Annotated in this window: 16 protein-coding genes; 8 read left to right on the forward strand and 8 right to left on the reverse strand. The window is 69.6% G+C overall.

The genetic code is table 11. The features are described from left to right. Positions 1–118: 118 nt before the first annotated feature. Positions 119–2,398, forward strand: a complete 2,280-nt coding sequence (locus Strain318_RS03200; protein ID WP_367887090.1) for a protein kinase domain-containing protein — start codon at positions 119–121, stop codon at positions 2,396–2,398. 93 nt (positions 2,399–2,491) lie between these two features. Here the strand turns inward: Strain318_RS03200 and Strain318_RS03205 are convergent, their stop codons facing one another. Continuing rightward, complete coding sequence (locus Strain318_RS03205) at positions 2,492–3,844, reverse strand: amidohydrolase family protein (protein WP_367887091.1); 1,353 nt, start codon at positions 3,842–3,844, stop codon at positions 2,492–2,494. Position 3,845: 1 nt separating this feature from the next. Next, positions 3,846–6,839, reverse strand: a complete 2,994-nt coding sequence (locus tag Strain318_RS03210) for an amidohydrolase family protein (RefSeq protein ID WP_367887092.1) — start codon at positions 6,837–6,839, stop codon at positions 3,846–3,848. A gap of 310 nt (positions 6,840–7,149) precedes the next feature. On the opposite strand from Strain318_RS03210, the gene Strain318_RS03215 reads away from it, so the two are divergent. Beyond that, positions 7,150–7,983, forward strand: coding sequence for an MBL fold metallo-hydrolase (locus Strain318_RS03215; protein WP_367887093.1), 834 nt, complete (start codon positions 7,150–7,152; stop codon positions 7,981–7,983). Beyond that, entirely contained in the window at positions 7,980–9,299 is a 1,320-nt protein-coding gene (locus Strain318_RS03220; RefSeq protein ID WP_367887094.1) for a M20/M25/M40 family metallo-hydrolase, read from the forward strand. Before Strain318_RS03215 ends, Strain318_RS03220 begins: the two co-directional genes overlap by 4 nt. A gap of 10 nt (positions 9,300–9,309) precedes the next feature. Here the strand turns inward: Strain318_RS03220 and Strain318_RS03225 are convergent, their stop codons facing one another. Beyond that, positions 9,310–9,591: a hypothetical protein gene (locus Strain318_RS03225; protein WP_367887095.1), complete on the reverse strand. Its 282-nt coding sequence runs from the start codon at positions 9,589–9,591 to the stop codon at positions 9,310–9,312. Positions 9,592–9,603: 12 nt separating this feature from the next. Between Strain318_RS03225 and sdaAB the strand changes: the two genes are divergently transcribed. After that, positions 9,604–10,278: an L-serine ammonia-lyase, iron-sulfur-dependent subunit beta gene (gene sdaAB / locus Strain318_RS03230; protein ID WP_367887096.1), complete on the forward strand. Its 675-nt coding sequence runs from the start codon at positions 9,604–9,606 to the stop codon at positions 10,276–10,278. After that, complete coding sequence (gene sdaAA, locus Strain318_RS03235; RefSeq protein ID WP_367887974.1) at positions 10,278–11,156, forward strand: L-serine ammonia-lyase, iron-sulfur-dependent, subunit alpha; 879 nt, start codon at positions 10,278–10,280, stop codon at positions 11,154–11,156. The genes sdaAB and sdaAA overlap by 1 nt, the downstream gene beginning before the upstream one ends. A gap of 14 nt (positions 11,157–11,170) precedes the next feature. Here the strand turns inward: sdaAA and Strain318_RS03240 are convergent, their stop codons facing one another. Together Strain318_RS03240 and Strain318_RS03245 are read right to left on the reverse strand one after the other, a co-directional pair. Continuing rightward, positions 11,171–11,608 (reverse strand): RidA family protein, encoded by a 438-nt coding sequence (locus tag Strain318_RS03240; RefSeq protein WP_367887098.1) that lies wholly within the window; start codon positions 11,606–11,608, stop codon positions 11,171–11,173. A gap of 1 nt (position 11,609) precedes the next feature. After that, on the reverse strand, positions 11,610–12,056 hold the full coding sequence (locus tag Strain318_RS03245; protein WP_367887099.1) for a c-type cytochrome: 447 nt from the start codon (positions 12,054–12,056) through the stop codon (positions 11,610–11,612). A gap of 53 nt (positions 12,057–12,109) precedes the next feature. On the opposite strand from Strain318_RS03245, the gene Strain318_RS03250 reads away from it, so the two are divergent. Together Strain318_RS03250 and Strain318_RS03255 are read left to right on the forward strand one after the other, a co-directional pair. Further along, positions 12,110–13,609: an FAD-dependent oxidoreductase gene (locus Strain318_RS03250; RefSeq protein ID WP_367887874.1), complete on the forward strand. Its 1,500-nt coding sequence runs from the start codon at positions 12,110–12,112 to the stop codon at positions 13,607–13,609. Then, entirely contained in the window at positions 13,606–14,673 is a 1,068-nt protein-coding gene (locus tag Strain318_RS03255; protein ID WP_367887100.1) for an NHL repeat-containing protein, read from the forward strand. The genes Strain318_RS03250 and Strain318_RS03255 overlap by 4 nt, the downstream gene beginning before the upstream one ends. On the opposite strand, the gene Strain318_RS03260 is transcribed toward Strain318_RS03255, so the two are convergent. The 3 genes from Strain318_RS03260 to Strain318_RS03270 are packed head-to-tail and all read right to left on the reverse strand — an operon-like array spanning position 14,670 to position 18,672. Next, positions 14,670–16,886 (reverse strand): outer membrane protein assembly factor BamB family protein, encoded by a 2,217-nt coding sequence (locus Strain318_RS03260; protein ID WP_367887101.1) that lies wholly within the window; start codon positions 16,884–16,886, stop codon positions 14,670–14,672. The two genes, Strain318_RS03255 and Strain318_RS03260, sit on opposite strands and share 4 nt — an antisense overlap. A 31-nt stretch (positions 16,887–16,917) precedes the next feature. Further along, positions 16,918–17,334 carry a c-type cytochrome gene (locus Strain318_RS03265; RefSeq protein ID WP_367887102.1) on the reverse strand — a complete coding sequence of 139 codons (417 nt, stop codon included), beginning with the start codon at positions 17,332–17,334 and terminating at the stop codon, positions 16,918–16,920. Positions 17,335–17,337: 3 nt separating this feature from the next. Then, positions 17,338–18,672, reverse strand: a complete 1,335-nt coding sequence (locus Strain318_RS03270; RefSeq protein ID WP_367887103.1) for a HupE/UreJ family protein — start codon at positions 18,670–18,672, stop codon at positions 17,338–17,340. Between the two features lie 68 nt (positions 18,673–18,740). Here Strain318_RS03270 and Strain318_RS03275 point away from each other — a divergent pair, with 68 nt between their 5' ends. Then, positions 18,741–19,919, forward strand: coding sequence for an NHL repeat-containing protein (locus Strain318_RS03275; protein ID WP_367887104.1), 1,179 nt, complete (start codon positions 18,741–18,743; stop codon positions 19,917–19,919). The last annotated feature ends 90 nt before the right edge of the window (positions 19,920–20,009 follow it).

Raw genomic sequence — 20,009 nt, forward strand, 5'->3', positions numbered from 1 at the left:
GGCCGTGCTCGTCGCCGAGCACCTGCGCGGCAGCCGGTAGGGACCGTGAGCGATCTGAACGCCGCTGTGGCGTACCCAGAGGCGACAGGGCTAGGTTCCGGTTCTCTCATGTTCCTACATGTCTGATCCGGCCGCTGCCTTGCGGGATGCGCTCCGAGGCCGCTACGACCTCCGCGAAGAGATCGGACGCGGGGGAATGGCCGCGGTTTATGCGGCCGACGACACGCGGCACGGGCGGCGCGTGGCCATCAAAGTGCTGACGACCCAAGAGTCAGAGCTGCGCGAGGGAGAACGCTTCTCGCGCGAGATTCGGCTGTCGGCGAGCCTCAGCCACCCGCATATCGTGCCCGTGTTCGACTCTGGGATCGCGGCGGGCCGCCTGCACTTCGTGATGCCGCTGATCGAGGGAGAGACCCTGCGGGCGCGACTCCAACGCGAGACGCGCCTCGAGGTGAGCACGGCTGTGCAGATTGCCCGCGAGGTCGCTGACGCGCTCGAGTATGCCCACGGCCGGGGCATCGTCCATCGGGACATCAAGCCGGAGAATGTGCTGCTCTCCCACGGTCACTCGCTTGTGGCCGACTTCGGCATCGCATTGCCATCCGATGGCGCGGCGCAGGGGCTGACGGGCACCGGTCTCTTCGTGGGCACGCCGGACTACATCAGCCCGGAGCAGCTGACGGATGGCAGCGACGTCGGCCCCGCGGCCGACGTGTACGCCCTCGGCTGCATGCTGTTCGAGATGCTCACTGGGACTCCGCCGTTCCGTGCCGCAACCGCGCAGGCCACGCTTGCGCGCCGCCTCACGGGCACCGTACCGAGTCTGTGCGCAATCCGCAGCGATATCCCGGAGTCGCTCGACCACGCGGTTGGTCGCGCCTTGGCGCTGGACCCTCGCGATCGGCACAGCTCTGCCGCGGCGTTCAGCGCCGCGATGCTCGATGCCCTCAGTGGCGCGAGGGTCGCTGTGCCGACGCTCCTTTCGCTCGTGGTGCGGCCGTTCAGCGCGGTGGGCGATGCCGCCGAGACGACGGAGTTCGCCGATGGGCTCGGCGAGGAAGTGATCGGCACGCTGTCGAAGCTTTCGGGGTTGCGCGTGATGTCGCGCTCGGTCTCTGCGCGCCTGCGTGGCAGCGCGCAGACGACGGCCGAGATTGGCCGCGAGTACGGCGTCCGCTACATCGTGTCCGGCAGCGTGCGCCGCTCGGGCCAACGCGTGCGCGTCACGACCGATATCGTCGATGCCCTGCTGGACGTCGCCGTGTGGAGCGAGCGGTTCGACGGCGCGCTGGACGATCCGTTCGATTTGCAGGAGCAAGTCGCTCGCGGCATCGTCGAGGCCCTGCACGTGGCGTTGTCGCCGCGCGAGGACGCCAAGCTGGCAGCGCGTCCAATCCGCGATCCACGCGTGCTGGACATCGCTCGGCGAGCCAATCTCGACATCATGCAGTTCTCGTTCGAGGGCCTGCAGCGGGCGCAGGCGCTACTACAATCCGGAATCGCGCTGCTGGGGGAACAGGTCCCCCTCTTGGTCGCGATGGCCAACGCCGAATTCCAGATTGTGAATGGCGGATTCGAACCCGACCCGGCGCGCTGCCGCGCGCATCGGGCGGAGGCGTCGCGGCTCCTCACGAGGGCGCTGGAGATAGATCCCGAGAATGCGGATGCGCTCGCGACGCTCGCATGGATCTCGGCGAGCGATGCCGATTCCGCGGGTGCCGTGCGGCTCGCACGTCGCGCGCTCGCGGCGGAGCCGAATCACGCCTTTTCGCTCTCTCTGTTCGGCTTCTTGTGTGCGTGGTTTGAGCTGCTCGACGAGGCACGCGACGCGCTCGACCGCTTGGAGGCGATCGATCCGTGGGACATGTGGGGTGCGTACGGCCGCGCCCTCGAGACGTTCGCCGCAGGCGACCTCCGTGCGTCGGCCTCCCACTGCGAGCGACTCGTCAAGATTGCCCCGACGCCGATGGCCTCCGTGGTCGCGGGGCTCACCTACGCGTGGATGGACAATCGCGAGGCCGCGATCCGCATCTGGGACAGCCTCGGCGACTCGACCTCCGAGGATCTGGGCTGGCAACTGCTGCGTGCGGCGCGCGATGCCGTGCGAGGCGACGGCCGACGCGCGCTCGCGATGGTCGGGAGTTGGCGGGACAACCCGACCGTGAGCGAGGATTCGCAGTGGACGCTGTTCTTGGCCGAAATCCTCGCGATCGCCGGTGAGCAGGATGCGGCACTGGATATGCTGCGCCACGCCATCGACGTGGGGCTCGTCAGTTGGCGGTACACCGCCGAACTCAGCGCGGTGTGGAATCCACAGCGTGAGGCGCCGGCGTTTCAAGCCGAAATGCTTCGGCTACGTGAACGACGCGAGACGTTCCTCAAGGCGATCGAGAACTGACCGCAGGCTGTCGCGAAGAGCGAGAGGCCCGGGCACCAATCGGTGTCCGGGCCTCTCCCTTGCGCGGAGCGATACATGGTGCCGCCTGCGCCCCTACATCGCGATATTCCCCTGCTGCTGCTTGATCTTCTCCATGTACTTCCGGAAGAAGTGCTTCTGGATGTCGTTCATGTCGATCTCGCGGCCCTGGATATAGGCCTGCTCGATGTTCGTCGTCATGTCCAGCGGCGTGCCCGTGGTGATGAGCAGCGTCGCCTGCTTGCCGACCTCCAGCGAGCCGACCTTGTCCGACACGCCGAGCATCTCGGCGGCGTTGATCGTCACCGCCTTGAGCGCCTCCTCTTCCGGCAGGCCAAAGGCGACGGCCACGCCGGCGTCCCAGGGTAGGCGGTTGCTATAGAGGCCGCCCGACTCGCCGGCGATGGCGAACTTCACGCCCGCGCGGAAGAGCTGCGCCGGCGTGCTGTACGCGCCGTCGTAGCCTTCGTAGTCGCGGTTCGGCGCGGCCATCGTCGCCGTGAGGATCACCGGCACGTTCTCTGCCTTGAGGCGGTCCGCGACGTGGATTGCATCGCGCCCGCCGCGGATGATGAGCCGGACGTTCTCTTCCTTGGCCCAGGTGATGGCGTCGTTGATCTGCGCCACGCCCTCGGCCGCGACGACGACGGGAATCTCACGGTTGAGCACGGGAATCATCGCCGCATAGCGCGTGTCCGTGCGCATCTGCTGGTTCGCCGCCCTGGCATCGCGGTACGCCCGCGCCTCGGCGAAGAAGTCGCGCAGCTCCTGCACCTGCTCGGCGTAGGTCTTCGGCGCCGGACGCGGACCCGCGCCCGGGAAGCCACCCGGCGGGCCACCGCCGCCGAAGCGACGCGGACGCGCGTTGGGGTCGGGCCAATTCACGTTGAGTGCCGCGGCGCCCTTCATCGACATCTCCTCCCAGGTCCAGCCCTCGAGCGACATCGCCGAGGTCAGCCCCGAGATCACACCACCGCCCGGCGTGGTCATGGCCACGAGCACGCCCGCCGAGCGCGTCGTGCCGATGTGCCGGCTCTCGGCGTTCACGGCGACTTCGGCGCGCACGTTCGGGTTGAAGTCGCCGATCTCGTTGATGTCATTCGAGACGTCGACCGCGCCGATCTCCGTGATGCCGACCGCGCTGTAGGCGTCGATGAGGCCCGGGTAGATGTGCTTGCCCGAGACATCGACGATGCGCGCACCGCGCGGCACCTCGACGTTCTGGCCGATGGCGATGATCTTGCCGCCGTCGAGCACGATGCTGCCGTTGGTGATGGTGCCGTTCGTCACGGTGTGGATGGTGGCACCGCGCAGCACGACCGGCTGCGACTGCGGCGGGACCGTCATGCGCACCTGCGCCGCGGCGACCGTCGCGCTCAAGGCGAGCGCCGCGGCGGCGCCTCCGAGGATGCGTTGCATGCTCTTCATGTTAGTGGCGCTCCTGTCCGCCGCCGCGCTGGGCCGGACGGTTGTTGACGTTGGGATCGTTCCCGCCGGCGGCGAGCACGGCTTGGATCAGCTGGTTGCGCTGGCGATCGACCTCGGCGCGCAGCCGCGCGTCTTCTTCCAACGAGAAGTAGCGGCGGCCGTCCACCCAGGTCTGCTCGGCGCGCGTGAACTGCGAGAGCGGGTTGCCGTTCCAGATCACGAAGTCGGCATCCTTGCCCGGCTCGAGCGAGCCGACGCGCTTGTCGATCGCCACGGCGCGCGCCGCGTTGATCGTCACGGTCTGCAAGGCCTGCACCTCCTCCACGCCCGACCGCAGGAGCTTGCCGGCCTCCCAGTTCATGCGCGTGGAGATCTCGGCGTCATCCGAGTGCAGCGAGGTCACCACGCCCGCCTCGAGCAGCAGGCGCGCGTTGTAGTTGGTGGCGTCGTACGACTCGAGCTTGAACGCGCCCCAGTCGCTCCACACCACGGCGGCGACGCCGGAGTTCTTGAGCTCCGTGGCGATCTTGTACGCTTCGACGCCGTGCTGCAGCGTCTGGACCTTGAAGCCGAACTCCTCAGCGAGGCGCACCAGCGCCAGGAACTCGTCCGCGCGGTAGCCGTGCGACGAGACCAACAGACGCTGCTCGAGGATGTCCACCAGCGCCTCCATGCGGAGGTCGCGGCGCGGCGGAATGCCGGCCTTCGTACGATCGGCGTTCCAGCGGTCCCACTCGGCCTTGTAGTCGCGCGCGGCGAGGAAGTGGTCGCGGATGATCTCCTGCACGCCCATGCGCGTGTTCGGATAGCGATTCGGATTACGCTTCGGATTCTCGCCGAGCGCGAACTTCACCGTGCGCGGCGCGTTCTCGAGACGCAGCTGGTCGGGCAGGGAACCCCAGCGGTTCTTCACGAACACGTTCTCGCCACCGATCGGGTTGGCCGAACCGTGCTTGACCATCTGCATCGTCAGGCCGCCGGCCAGCTGTCGGTACATCCAGATGTTGTTGATCGTGAGCACGTCGCCCATCTGCACTTCCGGCACGATGGCGAAGCCGCTCTCGTTCACGGCGCTGACGCCGGTGTGCGTGTGCGGGTCGATGAGGCCCGGCGTGACGTGCTTGCCCGTGCCGTCGATGACGACGGCGCCAGCCGGCGCGGCCAGGCGCTGCCCCACCTGCACGACCTTGCCGGCGCGCACGAGGAGATCCGCGTTCTCGAGGCGACCCTGCGGGCCGGAGGTCCACACCGTCGCGTTGCGCACGAGCACGGCAGCCGGCTGCTCCGGCGGCGCAGCGCGGCCGAACTCCATCGACGGGCGCACCCACGGTAAGTCGATTGCCGGCACGCGCGACGCCACGGCGCCGCGGGCCGGACCTTCAAAGGTCTCGGTGCGCGTGCCGCGGTAGGCGGGGTCGGCGCCGTTCGGCAGCGACATCCAGCCGAAGAACTCCTCACCGCGCACGGAGCCGGTGAGCAGGATGGTGCCCTGGTAGCCGAGCGCCTCGCCGTTGAACGTCGCCTCGAGACGGCCCGTCTCCGTGATGATGCGCGCGGTCGCGAGGTTGATGGGGCGGCGGTTGCCGACTTCGATGGTGCCGCGCACGCGGTTCAGCGGCCCCTCGATGCGCAGCGTGGCCGCGAAGCCCGCGGCGTCTTCGGTGGTGATGCTCCAGGTACCGCGCGGATCGATCTGCGGCGGGCGCGTCACGCCGTAGCGCGTGCCCTGCACCCACACGTCCACGATGCTCGACTCTTCGGTGAACAGGTCGCCGTCGGCGATCACGAGGTTCGCGACCTTGCCCGCGGCGATGGTGCCGTGCGTGCGCTCGATGCCCAGCCAGCCGGCCGGCGTCGTCGTGAGGGCGGCCAGCGCCTTATCGGGCGCGAGACCGCGCGCGACGGCGACGCGCAGGTTCGGCAGGAACTGATTCAGCGACGAGAGACCGTCGGTGGTGATGGCGAACGGCACGTTGGCGCTGGCGAGCTGCGCCGCATTGGTCGGCGCGAGGTACCAGTGCCGGAGCTGACCGAGCGACACATTGAGCGCGGCCTCGGGGCTGCCGAGTTCCGGCGCGTCCGGGAAGTTGAGCGGGATGATCAGCGGATTCGTGCGGCCGCGGAGCACGTCGACGATGCGATACTCGTCGCCGCTGCCGCGGTACCACGGCGTCAGCTTGAACTCCGCCGCGATGGCCGCGGCGCGGAGGTACTCCTCCTCGCTGGCGGTCTGGAAGAGCACCGGCTGGCGTCCCTGCACGGCGTCCTTCAGCGAGTTCAGCGCTTCGCTGGTCTCGGGCGGGAGGATCGCGCGGCCGCTGCGCTCATACGCGGCCCACGCGCGGATGTACCACTCGGCATCCATGAACGTCTGCTTCATGAGGGCCGACACGCCCATCGCCGAGTTCGGATAGCCGCCGCCGAGCTGGAAGGAGCGGTTGAATCCGAGCGTCTGCACGAGGTCGCCGCGCAGCAGGCGTTCGCGGCTTCCGACCTCGCCGAGGTTCACCACCGAGGCCTTGCCGCGGAAGATGCCCTGCTTGGGCACCGCGAGCGCCGTGCCGAAGCCCAGCGAACGGAGGCTGCGACGGCGCGTGCTGTCGTCGCGGAAGGTCGAGGCGGTGCTGTACCAGGCGCGCACCTGCGGATTCCAGTGCGTGGGGCCGATGTCGCCGCCCTCCGGCACTTCGCCGACACCGAGATCGGCGTGGGCGTCGATGAATCCGGGGTAGACCGTCTGACCCTTGAGATCCCACACGCGGGCGCCGGCCGGCGCCGCCTGGTTGGCCGCCACCGAGACGATGAGCCCGTTGCGGATGACGATGGTCGCGTTCTGCACGACCTGACCCGGCGCGGTGACGACGCGGGCGCCGACCAAGGCGTGGAAGCCGGACCCGTTGTCGCGCAGCGCGGTGATGGGTTCCGTGCGGGAGGTCTGCTGGGCCTGGAGTGCCGTAGCCGCCAGCAGGCTGAGGCCCAGGAGGGAGCGAATCACTTTCACATCGAACTCCGGTGATGACCGCCGCCGCGGCGGAACGGTCAGGGAAAGGGAACAGGTCCGACCACATCGCAAACGCCGAGTCCCGTCCACCGGTCGCAGTGGGCGAGCGTACCTCCAGACTACGCGCGAGGGGCGCATGGGTGTTGAAGCCCGAGGCGCGCCCCTATCATATACGCCCATGCCGAGCGACTCCGCGAGTACCCGTCGGGACTTTCTTCGTTGGACGGCGTCCGCGGGTGCGGGCGCCCTGCTGGGATCGCTGCGTCCGCCCGCGGGCTGGGCCGCCGCGCATGGGATGTCACCGATGTCCGCGCCGGCCGCCGTGGAGCCATGGGGAACCCTGACCCCGGTTGGCCGGGACGTGTGGGCCATGCTCTCGACGCCGCTCGCGGACCGCACGACGCTCTGCAACGGCGGCCTGATCGCCGGGCGTGATGGCGTGCTGATGGTGGAGGCCTTCGGGGGTGACGCCGGCGCGCGCTGGATGCGCGAACGCGCCCGGGCGCTGACCCGTCGCGAACCCACGCAGGTGGTGCTCACCCACTACCACGCGGACCACACGGGCGGGCTCACCGGTGCCCGCGAGGCTGGGGCTGATCTGCACTGCACGGCGCAGACACGCGACGACGTCCTCGAGCGTAACCAGAACGCCCCCGTGCATCTCCTCGGCGATGCGCTGGTCATCCCCGCGGAGGGCGAGCAGGTGCTGGACCTCGGCGGGCGCCGCGTGCGCCTGCTCTCACTGGGCGGCCACACCGCGTCGGACGTGGCGGTCGTCGTCGAGGACGACGGCGTCGTGTTCGGCGGTGATCTCGTGTGGTATGGCATGTTCCCGAACTTCGTGGACGCGCGGCCGTCGCGGCTGACGGCGGCGGTGCGCCGTCTCCGCGGGCTGGATGCGCGCGTCTACGTGTCTGGACATGGCGGGACCACCGATGCGGCGGGGATGGACGCATACATTGAACTGCTCACCCTCGTCGAGCGCGCCGCGCGCGATGCGCAGGCGCGTGGGATCAGTGCAGAGGCGGCAGGCGCCGCGTTCCGCATGCCTGCGGCGATGTCCGACTGGACGCTCTTCAACCCACGCTATTTCGAGCGCGCCATCGGCGCGTGGATGCGGGAGATTGCCGGCTCATGATGCCTTGGTTCATGCCGCGCGCGGACGCGCGCCACTTCGTCGCGGGACTCACGCTGCTCTTGTCAGCGGCGATCGGTCTCGACGCCCAGCAGAGCTATCCCACCGCCTGGGACCCCGCGCTGCTGAATCGCCCGGACATCCGCGCGGCGCTCGCGCACCTCGAGCAGGGCATGCCGAAGCAGGTCGAGGAGTGGATCCACATCGCGCAGATGCCCGGCCAGCCGGGCTTCGAACAAGAGCGCGGCGCGTACGTGAAGGCCGAGATGGAGAAGGCCGGCCTGCGCGTCAGCGTGGACTCGATGGGCAACGTCACCGGTGTGCGCGCCGGCACGGGCGGCGGCCCGACGATCGTCTTCGCCGCGCACATGGACATCGTGTTCCCCAAGGAGACCGACACGCGCGTGCGCCGCGACGGCGACACGCTGCGCGCGCCCGGCGTGTTCGACAACAGCGCGTCCGTCGCGAACATGCTGGCGACGATCCGCGCGCTGAACGCCGCGCGCATCCGCACCAAGGGTGACCTCGTGTTCGTCGGCACCGTGCAGGAGGAAGTCGGGCTGCGCGGGATGGCCCATTGGCTCGCCAACAACCCGCGCCCTGACCTGCTCATCGCGATGGACGGCGGGCTCGGGCCCATCAGCTATGGCGCGCTCGGCATCTATTGGACGCGCTATCGCTACAAGGCCGCGGGGGCGCACACATTACGCTCGCGCGGCGAGCCGACGCCCGTGCGCGCCTTGGCGGACGCCATCCAGCGCATTTATGCGCTGCAGCCACCGCCGCTGCCGAACGGCGCGGTGATCAACGTCGGCCAGGTGCACGGCGGCGAGATCTTCAACGGCATCCCGCAGGATCTGTTCTTCACCGTCGATCTGCGCTCGAGCGATCCGGCGCTGCTCGATTCGCTCGACCGCCAGATCACGCGCATCGCGCAGGAGTCGGCGGCGCGGGAGCGCGTCGAGCTGGTGGTGGAGGTCGAGCAGAAGAACGGCGCGGGTGGCACCGAGGCGATGCTTGCGGGTGCGCGCCGCCATCCGTTAGTGCAGACGGCCATCGACATCCAGCGCCACTTGGGCGTGCGCGTCGGCATGCCCGGCGCGTCGGAGGCGCTCGCGACTGGCAGCACGGATGCGAACGTCGGCGTGGTGATGGGCATTCCGAGCATCTCGATAGGGCGCTCGTACGGGGGCGAGAACCACACGCTGACGGAGTGGGCGCATTGGCCGAGCGCGCTGGAGGGCACCAAGCTCACGCTGCTGCTGGCGACGACGTTCGGGGATGGGATTCGGGCGGTGCCGCCGCGGGTGGTGCCGTAGCCAGCGGCGGTCAGCCGACGCCGCGCAGGTATCGGGTCGCGACCGTCTCCAGGCGGTCGTCGCCCGACAACTCCGCCTCGGCGCGGATCGCCTCCACCGCGGCCGCGAACTGCGGGTCCGCCCACCGCAGGCCGGTTGCGGCCTCACAATCGGCGATCTCGGAGACCCGCGCGGCCTCGAGCAGCAGCCGCGCCGCGCGCACGGCGAAGTCGGGCGCGTCATCAGGCGGCCGCTCGTAGCGCCCCGTCTTGCGGGGTGGTTCGTGATCGTCGTTGACGAATGCCCGTGACATTAGCTTAAAGGTATGGTCTCCATCCTCGACATCATCGGCCCCGTGATGGTCGGCCCGTCCTCCAGCCACACCGCCGGCGCCTGCCGCCTCGGCCTCGTGGCCCGGGATCTCGTCGCCGGCACGCCCACGAAGGCCCTCATCGAGCTCCACGGCTCCTTCGCCCGCACCGGCGAAGGCCACGGCACCGACAAGGCCATCGTCGGCGGCTTGCTCGGCTTCCGCCCCGACGACGAACGGCTGCGCGACGCGCTGGGCATCATGGAGAAGGAAGGCCTCGACTGGCGCTTCGAGAAGACCACGCTGGGCGACGAGCCCGAGGTGCATCCGAACACGGTGCGCATCACGGTCACGCGCGAGCATCGCCATCACGTGATGGTCGGAGCGTCGCTCGGCGCCGGCCGCATCAAGGTGTCGCAGATCGACGGCTATCCGGTCGAGGTCGACGGCTCGCACCACACCATCGTGATGGTCGCCGAGGACATCAAGGGCAGCATCGCGCGCATCTCGGGCATCCTCAGCGACAACGACGTGAACATCGCCACGCTGCGGCTCACGCGGAAGCACCGCGGCGGCGACGCGTTCATGGTGATTGAGGTGGACGAGCGCCCCGATGACGCCGTTGGTGCGGCGCTCAAGGCGTTGCCGTGGGTGAAGTGGACGCACCGCATCGACAAGGTGGGCGGCTGATGTACACGTCGCTCGCAGAAGCCATCGCCGACGCCGAGGCGCAGCGGAAGTCGCTCGCGCAGGTCGCGCTGGAGATCGAGTCGCGCGATCAGGGACGCAGTGTCGAGGACATCCGCGCCGCCTTGCATCGCGCGCTCGAGGTCATGCGCCACGCGATCGAGCAGGGCCTCACGGGCGACCTCCGCGCGACGAGCGGACTCGTCGGCGGAGACGCCGCCAAGCTCAGGCACGGTGCCGCAGGCCCGCTCGCGGGCACGGTGTTCCGGGAAGTGCTCATGCGTGCGCTGGCGGTCCAGGAAGTCAATGCGGCGATGGGCGTGATCGTCGCGGCGCCGACCGCTGGTGGCGCGGGCGTCTTGCCTGGCGTGCTCCTCGGCCTCGCGACCAAGCACCGGCTCACCGACGATCAACTTGTTGATGCATTGGCCACCGCCGGCCTCATCGGCGCGGTCGTCGCACATCGTGCGTCGCTGAGCGGCGCGGAAGGAGGCTGCCAAGCGGAAACCGGGGCTGCCGCCGGCATGGCCGCCGGCGCCGCGACGCAGATGCTTGGCGGCTCACCGAAGCAGGTCGGCTTCGCCGTCGCGCTCGCGCAGCAAGGGACGCTCGGACTCGTCTGCGATCCGCTCGGCGGACTGGTCGAACTCCCTTGCGTGTTCCGCAACGCCACAGGCGCGGCGATCGCGATGGCCGCGATCGAGATGGCGCTTGCCGGCATCGAGTTCGCGATTCCCGCCGACGAAGTCATCGACACGATGGGCGAGATCGGCCGCGAGATGGACGTGCGCTACAGGGAAACGGCCGGTGGTGGGCTTGCCGCCACACCCACCGGCCGTCGACTTGCGAAGGAACGGCTGACGCAGATCAAGCGCGCTTAGCGGCCGCGGGCGCCTTAGGCGCCCGGCATCACCGCCATGCACTCGATCTCGACGAGTGCACCGGGCACGACCAGCGCCTTCACCACCACGGTGCTGCGGGCCGGCGGATTGCTGGGCCAGAACTCGCTGTAGGCGGCGTTCATCGCCTGGAAGTCCGCCGCTTCGACGAGGAACACGGTGCAGCGCACGGCGTTCTCCATCGTCGTACCGGCCTGCTCGAGCACGCGCTTGGTGTTCTCGAGCGCCGCACGCGTCTGCGCGCCGATCGAGTTGTCCGCCTCGTTGCGGCGCATGCCGAGTTGGCCCGAGGCATAGACCATGTGGCCGATGCGAATGGCCGGCGTCAGGGTGCGCGACGGCGTGCCGATGGGTTCGCGGGCGGGGGCGGATTGCGCGCCGAGCGGCAACGCAATGGCCGCGACGAGCAGTGCAGCGGCGAGCGAGCGGATCATGTCATCTCCGGGCGACTGGGGGCGGGGCGAACTGCAGGATGGTGGCGGCGAGTGCGGCATCGTCGTCGGCCAGCGGCGCGACGGCGACCACGCCGTTCTGCTTCATGAGGTACGCGACGATGTCCACGTACGCGCGGCGCGGCAGCGAGCCGGGCTCCGCCTCGGGCATCGTGCGCGCAATCTGCTCGAACAGGTCGAACGCCGTGCGGCCGCCCCACTTGGCCTTGAAGTCCGCGGACGCGATCTCGTCCACGGCGTGGCATTCCTCGCAGCTGGCGGCGAACCAGCGACGGCCAACCTCGGCCTGCGAGTCGGAGTGTGCGGACGGCATGGGAGTCTCGAGCCGGCGCACGCCGGAATACGACGTCGGCGCAGCGGTCCCGACGGCGGTCACGCCCGCAACGGCGCAGATCGCGGCTACCACGGCGAGGGGATTCAATCGACGCATCGCGGGAAGCTGACGCAGGACGCCGTGAGCGGCAAGCCTCCGGTGACGGCGTGATGGGCTCCGCAGGCCGCGCACGATTGCGCATCGCCGCTCGCGCGGGCATCTTCGCCCGGTCCCAAGCCCACGACCGCATGTCGGATCAGAACGACTCCTCGACGCTCTCCCCCGCCGAGCTGCAGCGGCGGGATTTTCTCCGCCTCGCCGGGCTCGGCGCGGGCGCGCTCATCTCGGGCGTCGGTGTGTCGGAGCTCGGCGCGCAACGGCCCGCCACGCCCTCAAGTGGCGGCGCGATCCGCCGCAGCACGCGCGTCGTTGTCATAGGTGCGGGCGTGTGGGGCACGAGCACCGCTCTCGAGCTCGCACGCCGCGGCGCGTCGGTCACGCTCGTCGACCAATACGGCCCCGGCAACTCACGCTCCACCAGCGGCGACGAAACGCGCGGGATCCGCTCGTCCTATGGCGACCGCGCCGGCGCCACGGGCGAACTCTGGACGCGCTGGGCCCGTGAGGCCATCACGCGCTGGAAGGCCTTCGACGCCGAGCATGGGCCACGCTTCGGCACGCGTTTCTTCTACGAAACCGGCGACATCATCCTGCGCGAGCGCGCCGAGCCGTTTACCACGCGCACGGCCGAGCTCTGGACGCAACTCGGCGTAAAGTTCGATCGCCTCACGCCGGACGACGTGCGCCGCCGCTGGCCCATGTTCGCCGCCGATCGTTACTCCGAGATTCTCTACGAGCCCGATGCGGGCGTCGCGCGGGCGCGCGCGTCGGTGCATGCACTCGTCGCGCTGGCCCGCGATGCCGGCGTCGACTTCCGGCTCTCGCGCGCGACGCCGGGCGCGATCGTCGGCGGCAAGATGCAGGACCTGCGTCTCGACGACGGCAGCACCCTTGGCGCCGATGCTTTCGTCTTCGCCTGCGGTCCGTGGCTGCGCAAGGTGTTTTCCGAACTGCTCGAGAACCGCATGCGCCTGCCGCTGGGTCACGTGTGCTACTTCGGCACGCCGATCGGCGATACGCGGTACTTCGCGCCGAACATCCCGAGCTGGAACGTGCCCGGCGTGACGGGCTGGGGCGCGCTACCCGTGGATGCGCGCGGATTCCGCGTGCGCGGGGCCTTCGCCGCGCCGCGGCCGCAGCCTGCGTCGGGTGCTGACGCCGCGCCGCCGCCACCGCCTGCTGCGCCGGATCCGCGGCTGCAGGATCCGGACCTGAGTCCGCGGTGGTCGAACGAGGATCGCATCGAGGGCTCGCGTCGTGTGCTGCAGCAGGTCTTTCCCGCGCTGGCCGACATGCCGCTGCTCGAGACGCGCAGTTGTCACTACGAGAGCAGTTCGAATCGCAACTTCATCGTCGATCGCCTCCCGGGCGCCGACAACGCGTGGGTCACGGGCGCGGGGCAGGCCGAGGGCTTCAAGTTCGCGCCGCTGCTGGGTGAGTTCGGGGCCAAGCGCGTGCTCGGTGAATCGACGGACGCGACGCTCAACGAAGCCTTCGCATTCCCCACGCAGGACTTTGGCGGCACCGGCCGCGGAGATGACGACGAATGAGCCGATTCCTATGCGCGCTGCTTGGACTCTCCGTGGGCGCGAGTGCCGTTGCGGCGCAGGCGACGATGGCGCCGGTGAACGATCGCCCGAACCCGTATGTGACGCAGGAAGGGTGGGCCAAGATGCCCGCTGGCCGCACGTGGGGTGCAACCAGCGCCGTGGCCATCGATCGCGACGGCGTGAGCGTGTGGGTCGGTGAGCGCTGCGGTGCCAACGATTGCTCGACGTCGGACCTCGACCCGATCCTCAAGTTCGATGCGAACGGCAATCTCGTGAAGTCGTTCGGCAAGGGACTCATCGCCTGGCCGCACGGCATGACGGTGGACCACGAAGGCAACGTCTGGGTCACCGACGCGCGCGACAACCTGGCGGCGCTGCGCACGGCGGCCGGTGAAGGCGGTCGCATCGACTCGACGCGGCTCTACGGCCATCAGATCTTCAAGTTCTCGCCGGACGGCGTCCTGTTGATGACCCTTGGCTCACGCGGCGGTGGTCGCGAGCCGGGCTACTTCTACCAGCCGAACGCGGTGCTCGTCGCGCCCAACGGCGACATCTGGGTGGCCGAGGGCCACTCGTCGCGCCCGGGCTCGAACGCACGGCTGTTCAAGTTCGATCGCAGCGGCCGCCTGCTCCTCACGCTGGGCTCCACGGTCGGCAACGGCCCGGACCGCTTCGATCAGCCGCACGCGCTCGCCATGGACTCGCAGGGCCGGCTCTTCGTGGGCGATCGCACGAACAACCGCATCCTCGTGATGGACCAGCAGGGGCGCACGCTCGACACCTGGTACCAGTTCTCGCGGGCGAGCGGGATCTTCATCGACGCCAACGACGTGATCTACGTGGCGGACTCCGAATCGGGCTCGATTGCGCCCGAGCGTCCAGAGTGGAAGCGCGGCATCCGCATCGGGAATGCACGCACCGGAGAGGTGACGGCATTCATTCCCGACCCCGTGGAAACGACGCGGAACACCAGCGCCGCCGAGGGCGTGGCGGTGGACCGCAACGGCGTCATCTACGGTGCCGAGGTCGGTCCACGCGCCCTCAAGCGCTACGTGCGGCGCTAGTCCGGCAGTCGCAGCGCCACGAGCGACGTGCTGCGACCCGCCCCCGTGGCGAACACGATGTACTGCTTGCCGCGGTGCATGAACGTCATCGGCACCGCGGTGGTGCGCGAGGGAATCTCGACGGCGCCGACCTCGCGGCCCGTGGCCTTGTCGACCGCGAAGAGCCGCGGCGGCGTATTCGGAACGCCGCCGGAGCGACCCGTGCCGTAGATGACCAGCGACTTCGTCACGATCACTTGCGCCTGCCCGCCCGCCGGTCGCGGCGGCAGGTTTACCCCGCGGAAGAGCGGATCGTTGCTGGTGACCGGCACCATGCCGCCGTTGGGAATCCACCAGCGCTTGTCGCCCGTGTTCATGTCGTAGGCGGTGATGCCGCCGAGTTCCTTCGGCTTCAGGATCGACACGCCGTGCAGCATCGAGGCATTGGCGCGGCCGGCGAACCCACCGCCGCGGGATTCCGGCGCCACGTACCCGGGCGGCGGCGGCAGCGCGCCGATCAGCCCGCAGTTGTCGCGCGGCGAGCTGTAGCGGAACTCCGAGCAGGGATCCTTCTGCAGCGACATCGTCGAGAGCCCGCTCAGCGCGGCCACGTACATCATGCCCGTCTCGAGGTCCACGGCGGCGCCGCCGTCGATGTTCACGCCGCCCGAGGCGCCCGGGGCGTACCACGCGCAGCGCAGGCCGCCATCGCTCGTGCCATCGCTCAGCACCGCTGGGATGTAGTACGGACCCATGCGGCACTTCCGGGCCATGGCCAGCGCCGAGTCGCGGATGGCCGGCGTGTAGTCGATGAGATCCTCTTCTTCGAGACCCTGCTGCGCGTACGGCGCGGGGCGCGTCGGAATCGGCTGCGTGGGCGAGCTCTTCTCGCCAGGCACGTTGCTCTGCGGCACCGGACGCTCGACGATCGGCCAGATGGGCTCGCCGGTAGCGCGGTCGAACACATACAGCCAGCCCTGCTTGGTCGGCTGCGAGATCATCTGCCGACGCCGACCGTTCACCGTCGCGTCGAAGAGGTTCGGCGCGACCGGGTTGTCGTAGTCCCAGATGTCGTGGTGCACCATCTGGAAGTGCCACTTCCGCTGGCCGGTCTTCGCATCGATCGCGACCAGCGAGTTGCCGTAGAGATTGTCGCCCGGGCGATGGCCGCCGTATTCGTCCATCAGCGGCATGCCGACGGGGATGTACACGAGATTCAGCGCCGGATCGGCCGAGTACGTGGCCCACGCGTCGTTCTTGCCGACGCCTTCGTCGCCGATCTTGGAGCCGCGCTCCCAGGTCTCGGCGCCGAACTCGCCCGGCTGCGGCACGAGGTTGAACTTCCACAGCTGACGGCCGGTGCGCACGTCATAGCCGCGGATGAAGCCCGGCAGGTTGCGCACGCGGATCGGGTAGTAGCCGTGGATGCTCGAGTTCCCGACGACGATGACGTCGTTGACCATGATGGCCGGCGAGCTGTTGGCGATCTGGCCGTGCACGGGATCGATGCCGACGCTGCCGTCGGCGCCAATGCGCTTCACGGGATCCCACCCTTCGCCGGGCCGCGCGCGGCGCAGCGGTGCCGCATCGGAAATCACGAGCGAGCCGGTGTCATCCACTGCAAGCGGCACGAGCGGGAAGCCGAGGCCGGCCTGCAGGTCGACCACGCCGTTCACGCCGAAGTTCGGGTCGGGAATGCCGGTCCGTGCATCGAGCGACACCATGTGGTAGCCCGGCGTCACGAGGATGATGCGCTCGATCGTGCCGTCGGTCCAATACGTGAGCCCGCGGCCGGCGAACTGCCGCGGCGCCTTCTGCCAGCGGATGCCTTCCTCCAGCCGGTACGACCACAGCGTCTCGCCCGTCTCGGGATCGATGGCCGCCGCAATGCGCCGCGTGGTCGCGACGGTGAACAGCCGGCCGTTCGCATAGAGCGGCGTGGTGCGGTAGTACTCATCCGCGCCGAAGGGCGCGGCGCTCCACTCCCACGCCTGCTCGAGGCGATTGAAGTTCTGCGCGTTGATCTGGTCGAGCGGCGAATAGCGCGAGCTCCACGCGTCGGCGCCCCACACGCGCCACTCGCCGGCGACGTTGCCGCGGGCATCTGGCAGTGCCACGCGTCCGACGCCGCCTGGCGCGGTGCTGGGCCGCACATGCTGTGCGTCCACGGCGCGGAGCGCGAGCGCGCCGACCAACGCGGCGCGGATGACGTGGTGCAGGACGACAGGCTTCACGGACGACTCCCGGGTGGGGGCGGGTGCGACGTCAGCGGGTGTCCGGGTGCGGCACCGGCGCCGACGGAATCGAATCGATGCGGATACGATGCAGCACGGCGGAGTCCGCCGCGAGGGGGTTCTGGCCCGCCGGCATGCGGTTGATGCGCATCAGGTACGCCACGAGCGCCGCGTACTCCTCGTCGCTCATCGTGCCGGGATCGGTCTTCGGCATCTCCCGGCGCAGGTAGCCGAACAACTCGCCGAGCGAGCGGCCGAACCACTTGCTGCGAAAGTCGTTGCCCGCATGTTGCGTGGGCGCGTGGCAGTTCTGGCAGGCCAGCGCGAAGAGGTCGCGGCCTTCATCCGCTTGGCGCCGCGTGTACACGCCGTTGGCGGTGGTCGGATCGTCGAGGGTCGCGGCGGCACCGAGGAGCCCCGCGGTCGCCAAGATGAGGAGAACTCGCATCGCCTAATTACGCAGCAAGCGGTCATAGAGCTGGCGCAGGCCCAGCGCGGCCGCTAGCGCGATGCAGGCCACGAGCGCCGCCCGCACCAACGCGAGCACGAACGGCCCATCCACGCTCGGCCACGCCAGCGCCACGTCGTGCGCCGAGAAGTCCGCCACGCGCGCAGCCGCCCAGTGATACGCCGTGTGGGCGACGAAGGCACTGCCGACCCAGGTGATCAGGTGCTGCCGCTCCTCGGGTATCTGCCGCCGCAGCGCGGCGAGCGCGAGCAATGCCACGCCGACGACCGCGAGCTGTCCGGCCTCGACGCCGAGGTTGAAGGCCGCCAATGCCACGACGAGATCGCCGCCGGCGAACTGCAGTTGCTCGCGCAGCGCGAACGAGAACCCGAAGCCATGGATCAACCCGAAGGCGAAGGCGGTGCGCCAGCGCCCTTCGAGCCGCGCCGTGGGCAGCAGCACGTTCTCCACCGTCAGCCAGAGGATGGACAGCGCGATCGCCGCCTCGATGAGCGGCGGGAACCACAGCGCGGTCGGCACGACGCCGAGCGCCGCCGCGCCGAGCGTGATCGAGTGCGCCACGGTGAACGCCGTCACGATCGCGACCAACGGCCGCCAGCGCCGCAGGGGCAGCACGAGGCAGAATACGAAGAGCAGGTGATCGATGCCGCCGAGGATGTGGCGGAATCCCTCCGACAGGAACCGCCAGAGGTTCTCCCACCAGCGCGGCTCGAGCGGGATGCTGCCGGGGTCACCGACGTACGAGAGGGTGCGCACGCCGCCGTCGGCGCCGACGAGATGCAGCACGCTGTAGGTGCGCACCCCAAGCCGCGCGAGGCGCAGGTCGAGCGCAAGCGCGGCGCCTGCGTCCGGCACCGCGAAGACCAGTGCGACGTCGAACTGCGCCTGTCGCCAGGGAATCGCGATGGTATCGGCGAGGGGCGCCGCGCCGAATCCGCGCTCCGCGCTCGCCGCATCATCGAAGCTCCGGTCGTCCGGCAGCGCGATGCGCGCCGCCGCCACGCGCGGCGCGTCGAGCGCCGTGCCATCCGCGCGGAGCACGACGAACGGGGCGAGCCAGGTGCGGGCCGCGTCGTCGAGCAGTGGGCGCACGCGCCCGAGGTCGAGCGCGCCGTCCGCGCGCTCGGGGAAGTCGAGGTCGCGCATGGACTCCAGCGGCGCGCGGAGCAGCAGCACGAGCGAATCGCCGCGCGGCAGCGCCCAGGCGCGCAGGGCGACGCGCTCGGGAATCTCGTGCGAGTCGAGTGGTCGCGGCGCGCCGAACAGGGCGAGCGCGGCGAGCAGCGCGACGATCAAGCGGCGTGGCTGGTGCATCATCGCGGAGAGATATAGCATTTGGCGCACGCGGCCACAGCCCGTATCCGCCAACTCAGCCGGGATCCAGCATGTCTCTGCGCTCGAAGTCCGCCGTCGCCCTCGTCCTCGGGCTCGCCATCGTCGCCCTCAGCATCGGCGAGCGGCAGCTCAGCGCGTCGCTGGCCCAGCAGCCGGTCCAGGCCCCGCACTTCGAGGTCGATCCCTTCTGGCCCAAGCCGTTGCCCAACGGATGGGTCATCGGCTCGGTGATCGGCGTGGGCGTGGATTCGCGCGACCATGTGTACATCGTGCATCGGCAGGCCTCGCTGAACGCGCGCACCGAGATCGGCGCGGCGCAGGATCCGCCGACGGGCGAGTGCTGCGCGCCGGCGCCGCCGGTGCTGGAGTTCGACCCCGAAGGGAACCTGGTGCGCGCCTGGGGCGGTCCGGGCGAGGGCTACACGTGGCCCAACTCCAACCACGGCATCGCCATCGACCATCGCGACAACGTGTGGATCGGCGGGAACGGTCAGGGCGACTCGCACATCCTGCAGTTCACCCGCGACGGGCGCTTCGTGAAGCAGCACGGCAGCCCCGGCCGGCCCGTGAACAGCAACAGTCGCGAGTGGTTCGGTCGCGTCGCGAAGATCTCCTTCGATGCGAGCGCCAACGAGGCCTTCGTCGCCGACGGCTACGGCCACAAGCGCGTCGCGGTGCTCGACATGTCCACGGGTGCCATCAAGCGCTTCTGGGGCGCCTACGGCAACGTGCCCAGCGACTCGAACCTCGGGCCCTACAATCCGGATGCACCGCTCGCACCGCAGTTTCGCAACCCCGTGCACTGCGCCGAGCCGTCCAACGATGGGCTCGTGTACGTCTGCGACCGCCCGAACAACCGCATCCAAGTCTTCCAGAAGAGCGGCGAGTTCGTGAATGAGGTGCGCATCGCGCCGCGCACGCTGGGTGACGGCGCCGTGTGGGACATCGCGTTCTCGCGCGACGCCGACCAGCGGTACCTGTACATCGCCGACGGCAAGAACGAGCGGGTGTACGTGCTGGACCGGAAGTCGCTGACGGTGTTGACGAGCTTCGGCGGCGGCGGACGGCAGCCCGGCCAGTTCTTCGCCGTGCATTCGATTGCGACGGACTCGCGCGGCAACATCTTCACGACCGAGACCTACGAAGGGAAGCGCGTGCAGCGCTTCGTCTTCCGGGGGGTGCGGGCGGTCACGCGGCGAGACCAAGGGCCGCCTTGGCCGAGCCGATAGACCGTCTTTCCGGCGGGTGGGAGAGGGAAGACGGCGGTACGGGCGGGGATAGGGAGAAGCGAATGGGGGAGACGTGGGGTAGAAGATTGA

It is taken from the genome of Pseudogemmatithrix spongiicola, from assembly GCF_030623445.1.
Classification (GTDB): domain Bacteria; phylum Gemmatimonadota; class Gemmatimonadetes; order Gemmatimonadales; family Gemmatimonadaceae; genus Pseudogemmatithrix; species Pseudogemmatithrix spongiicola.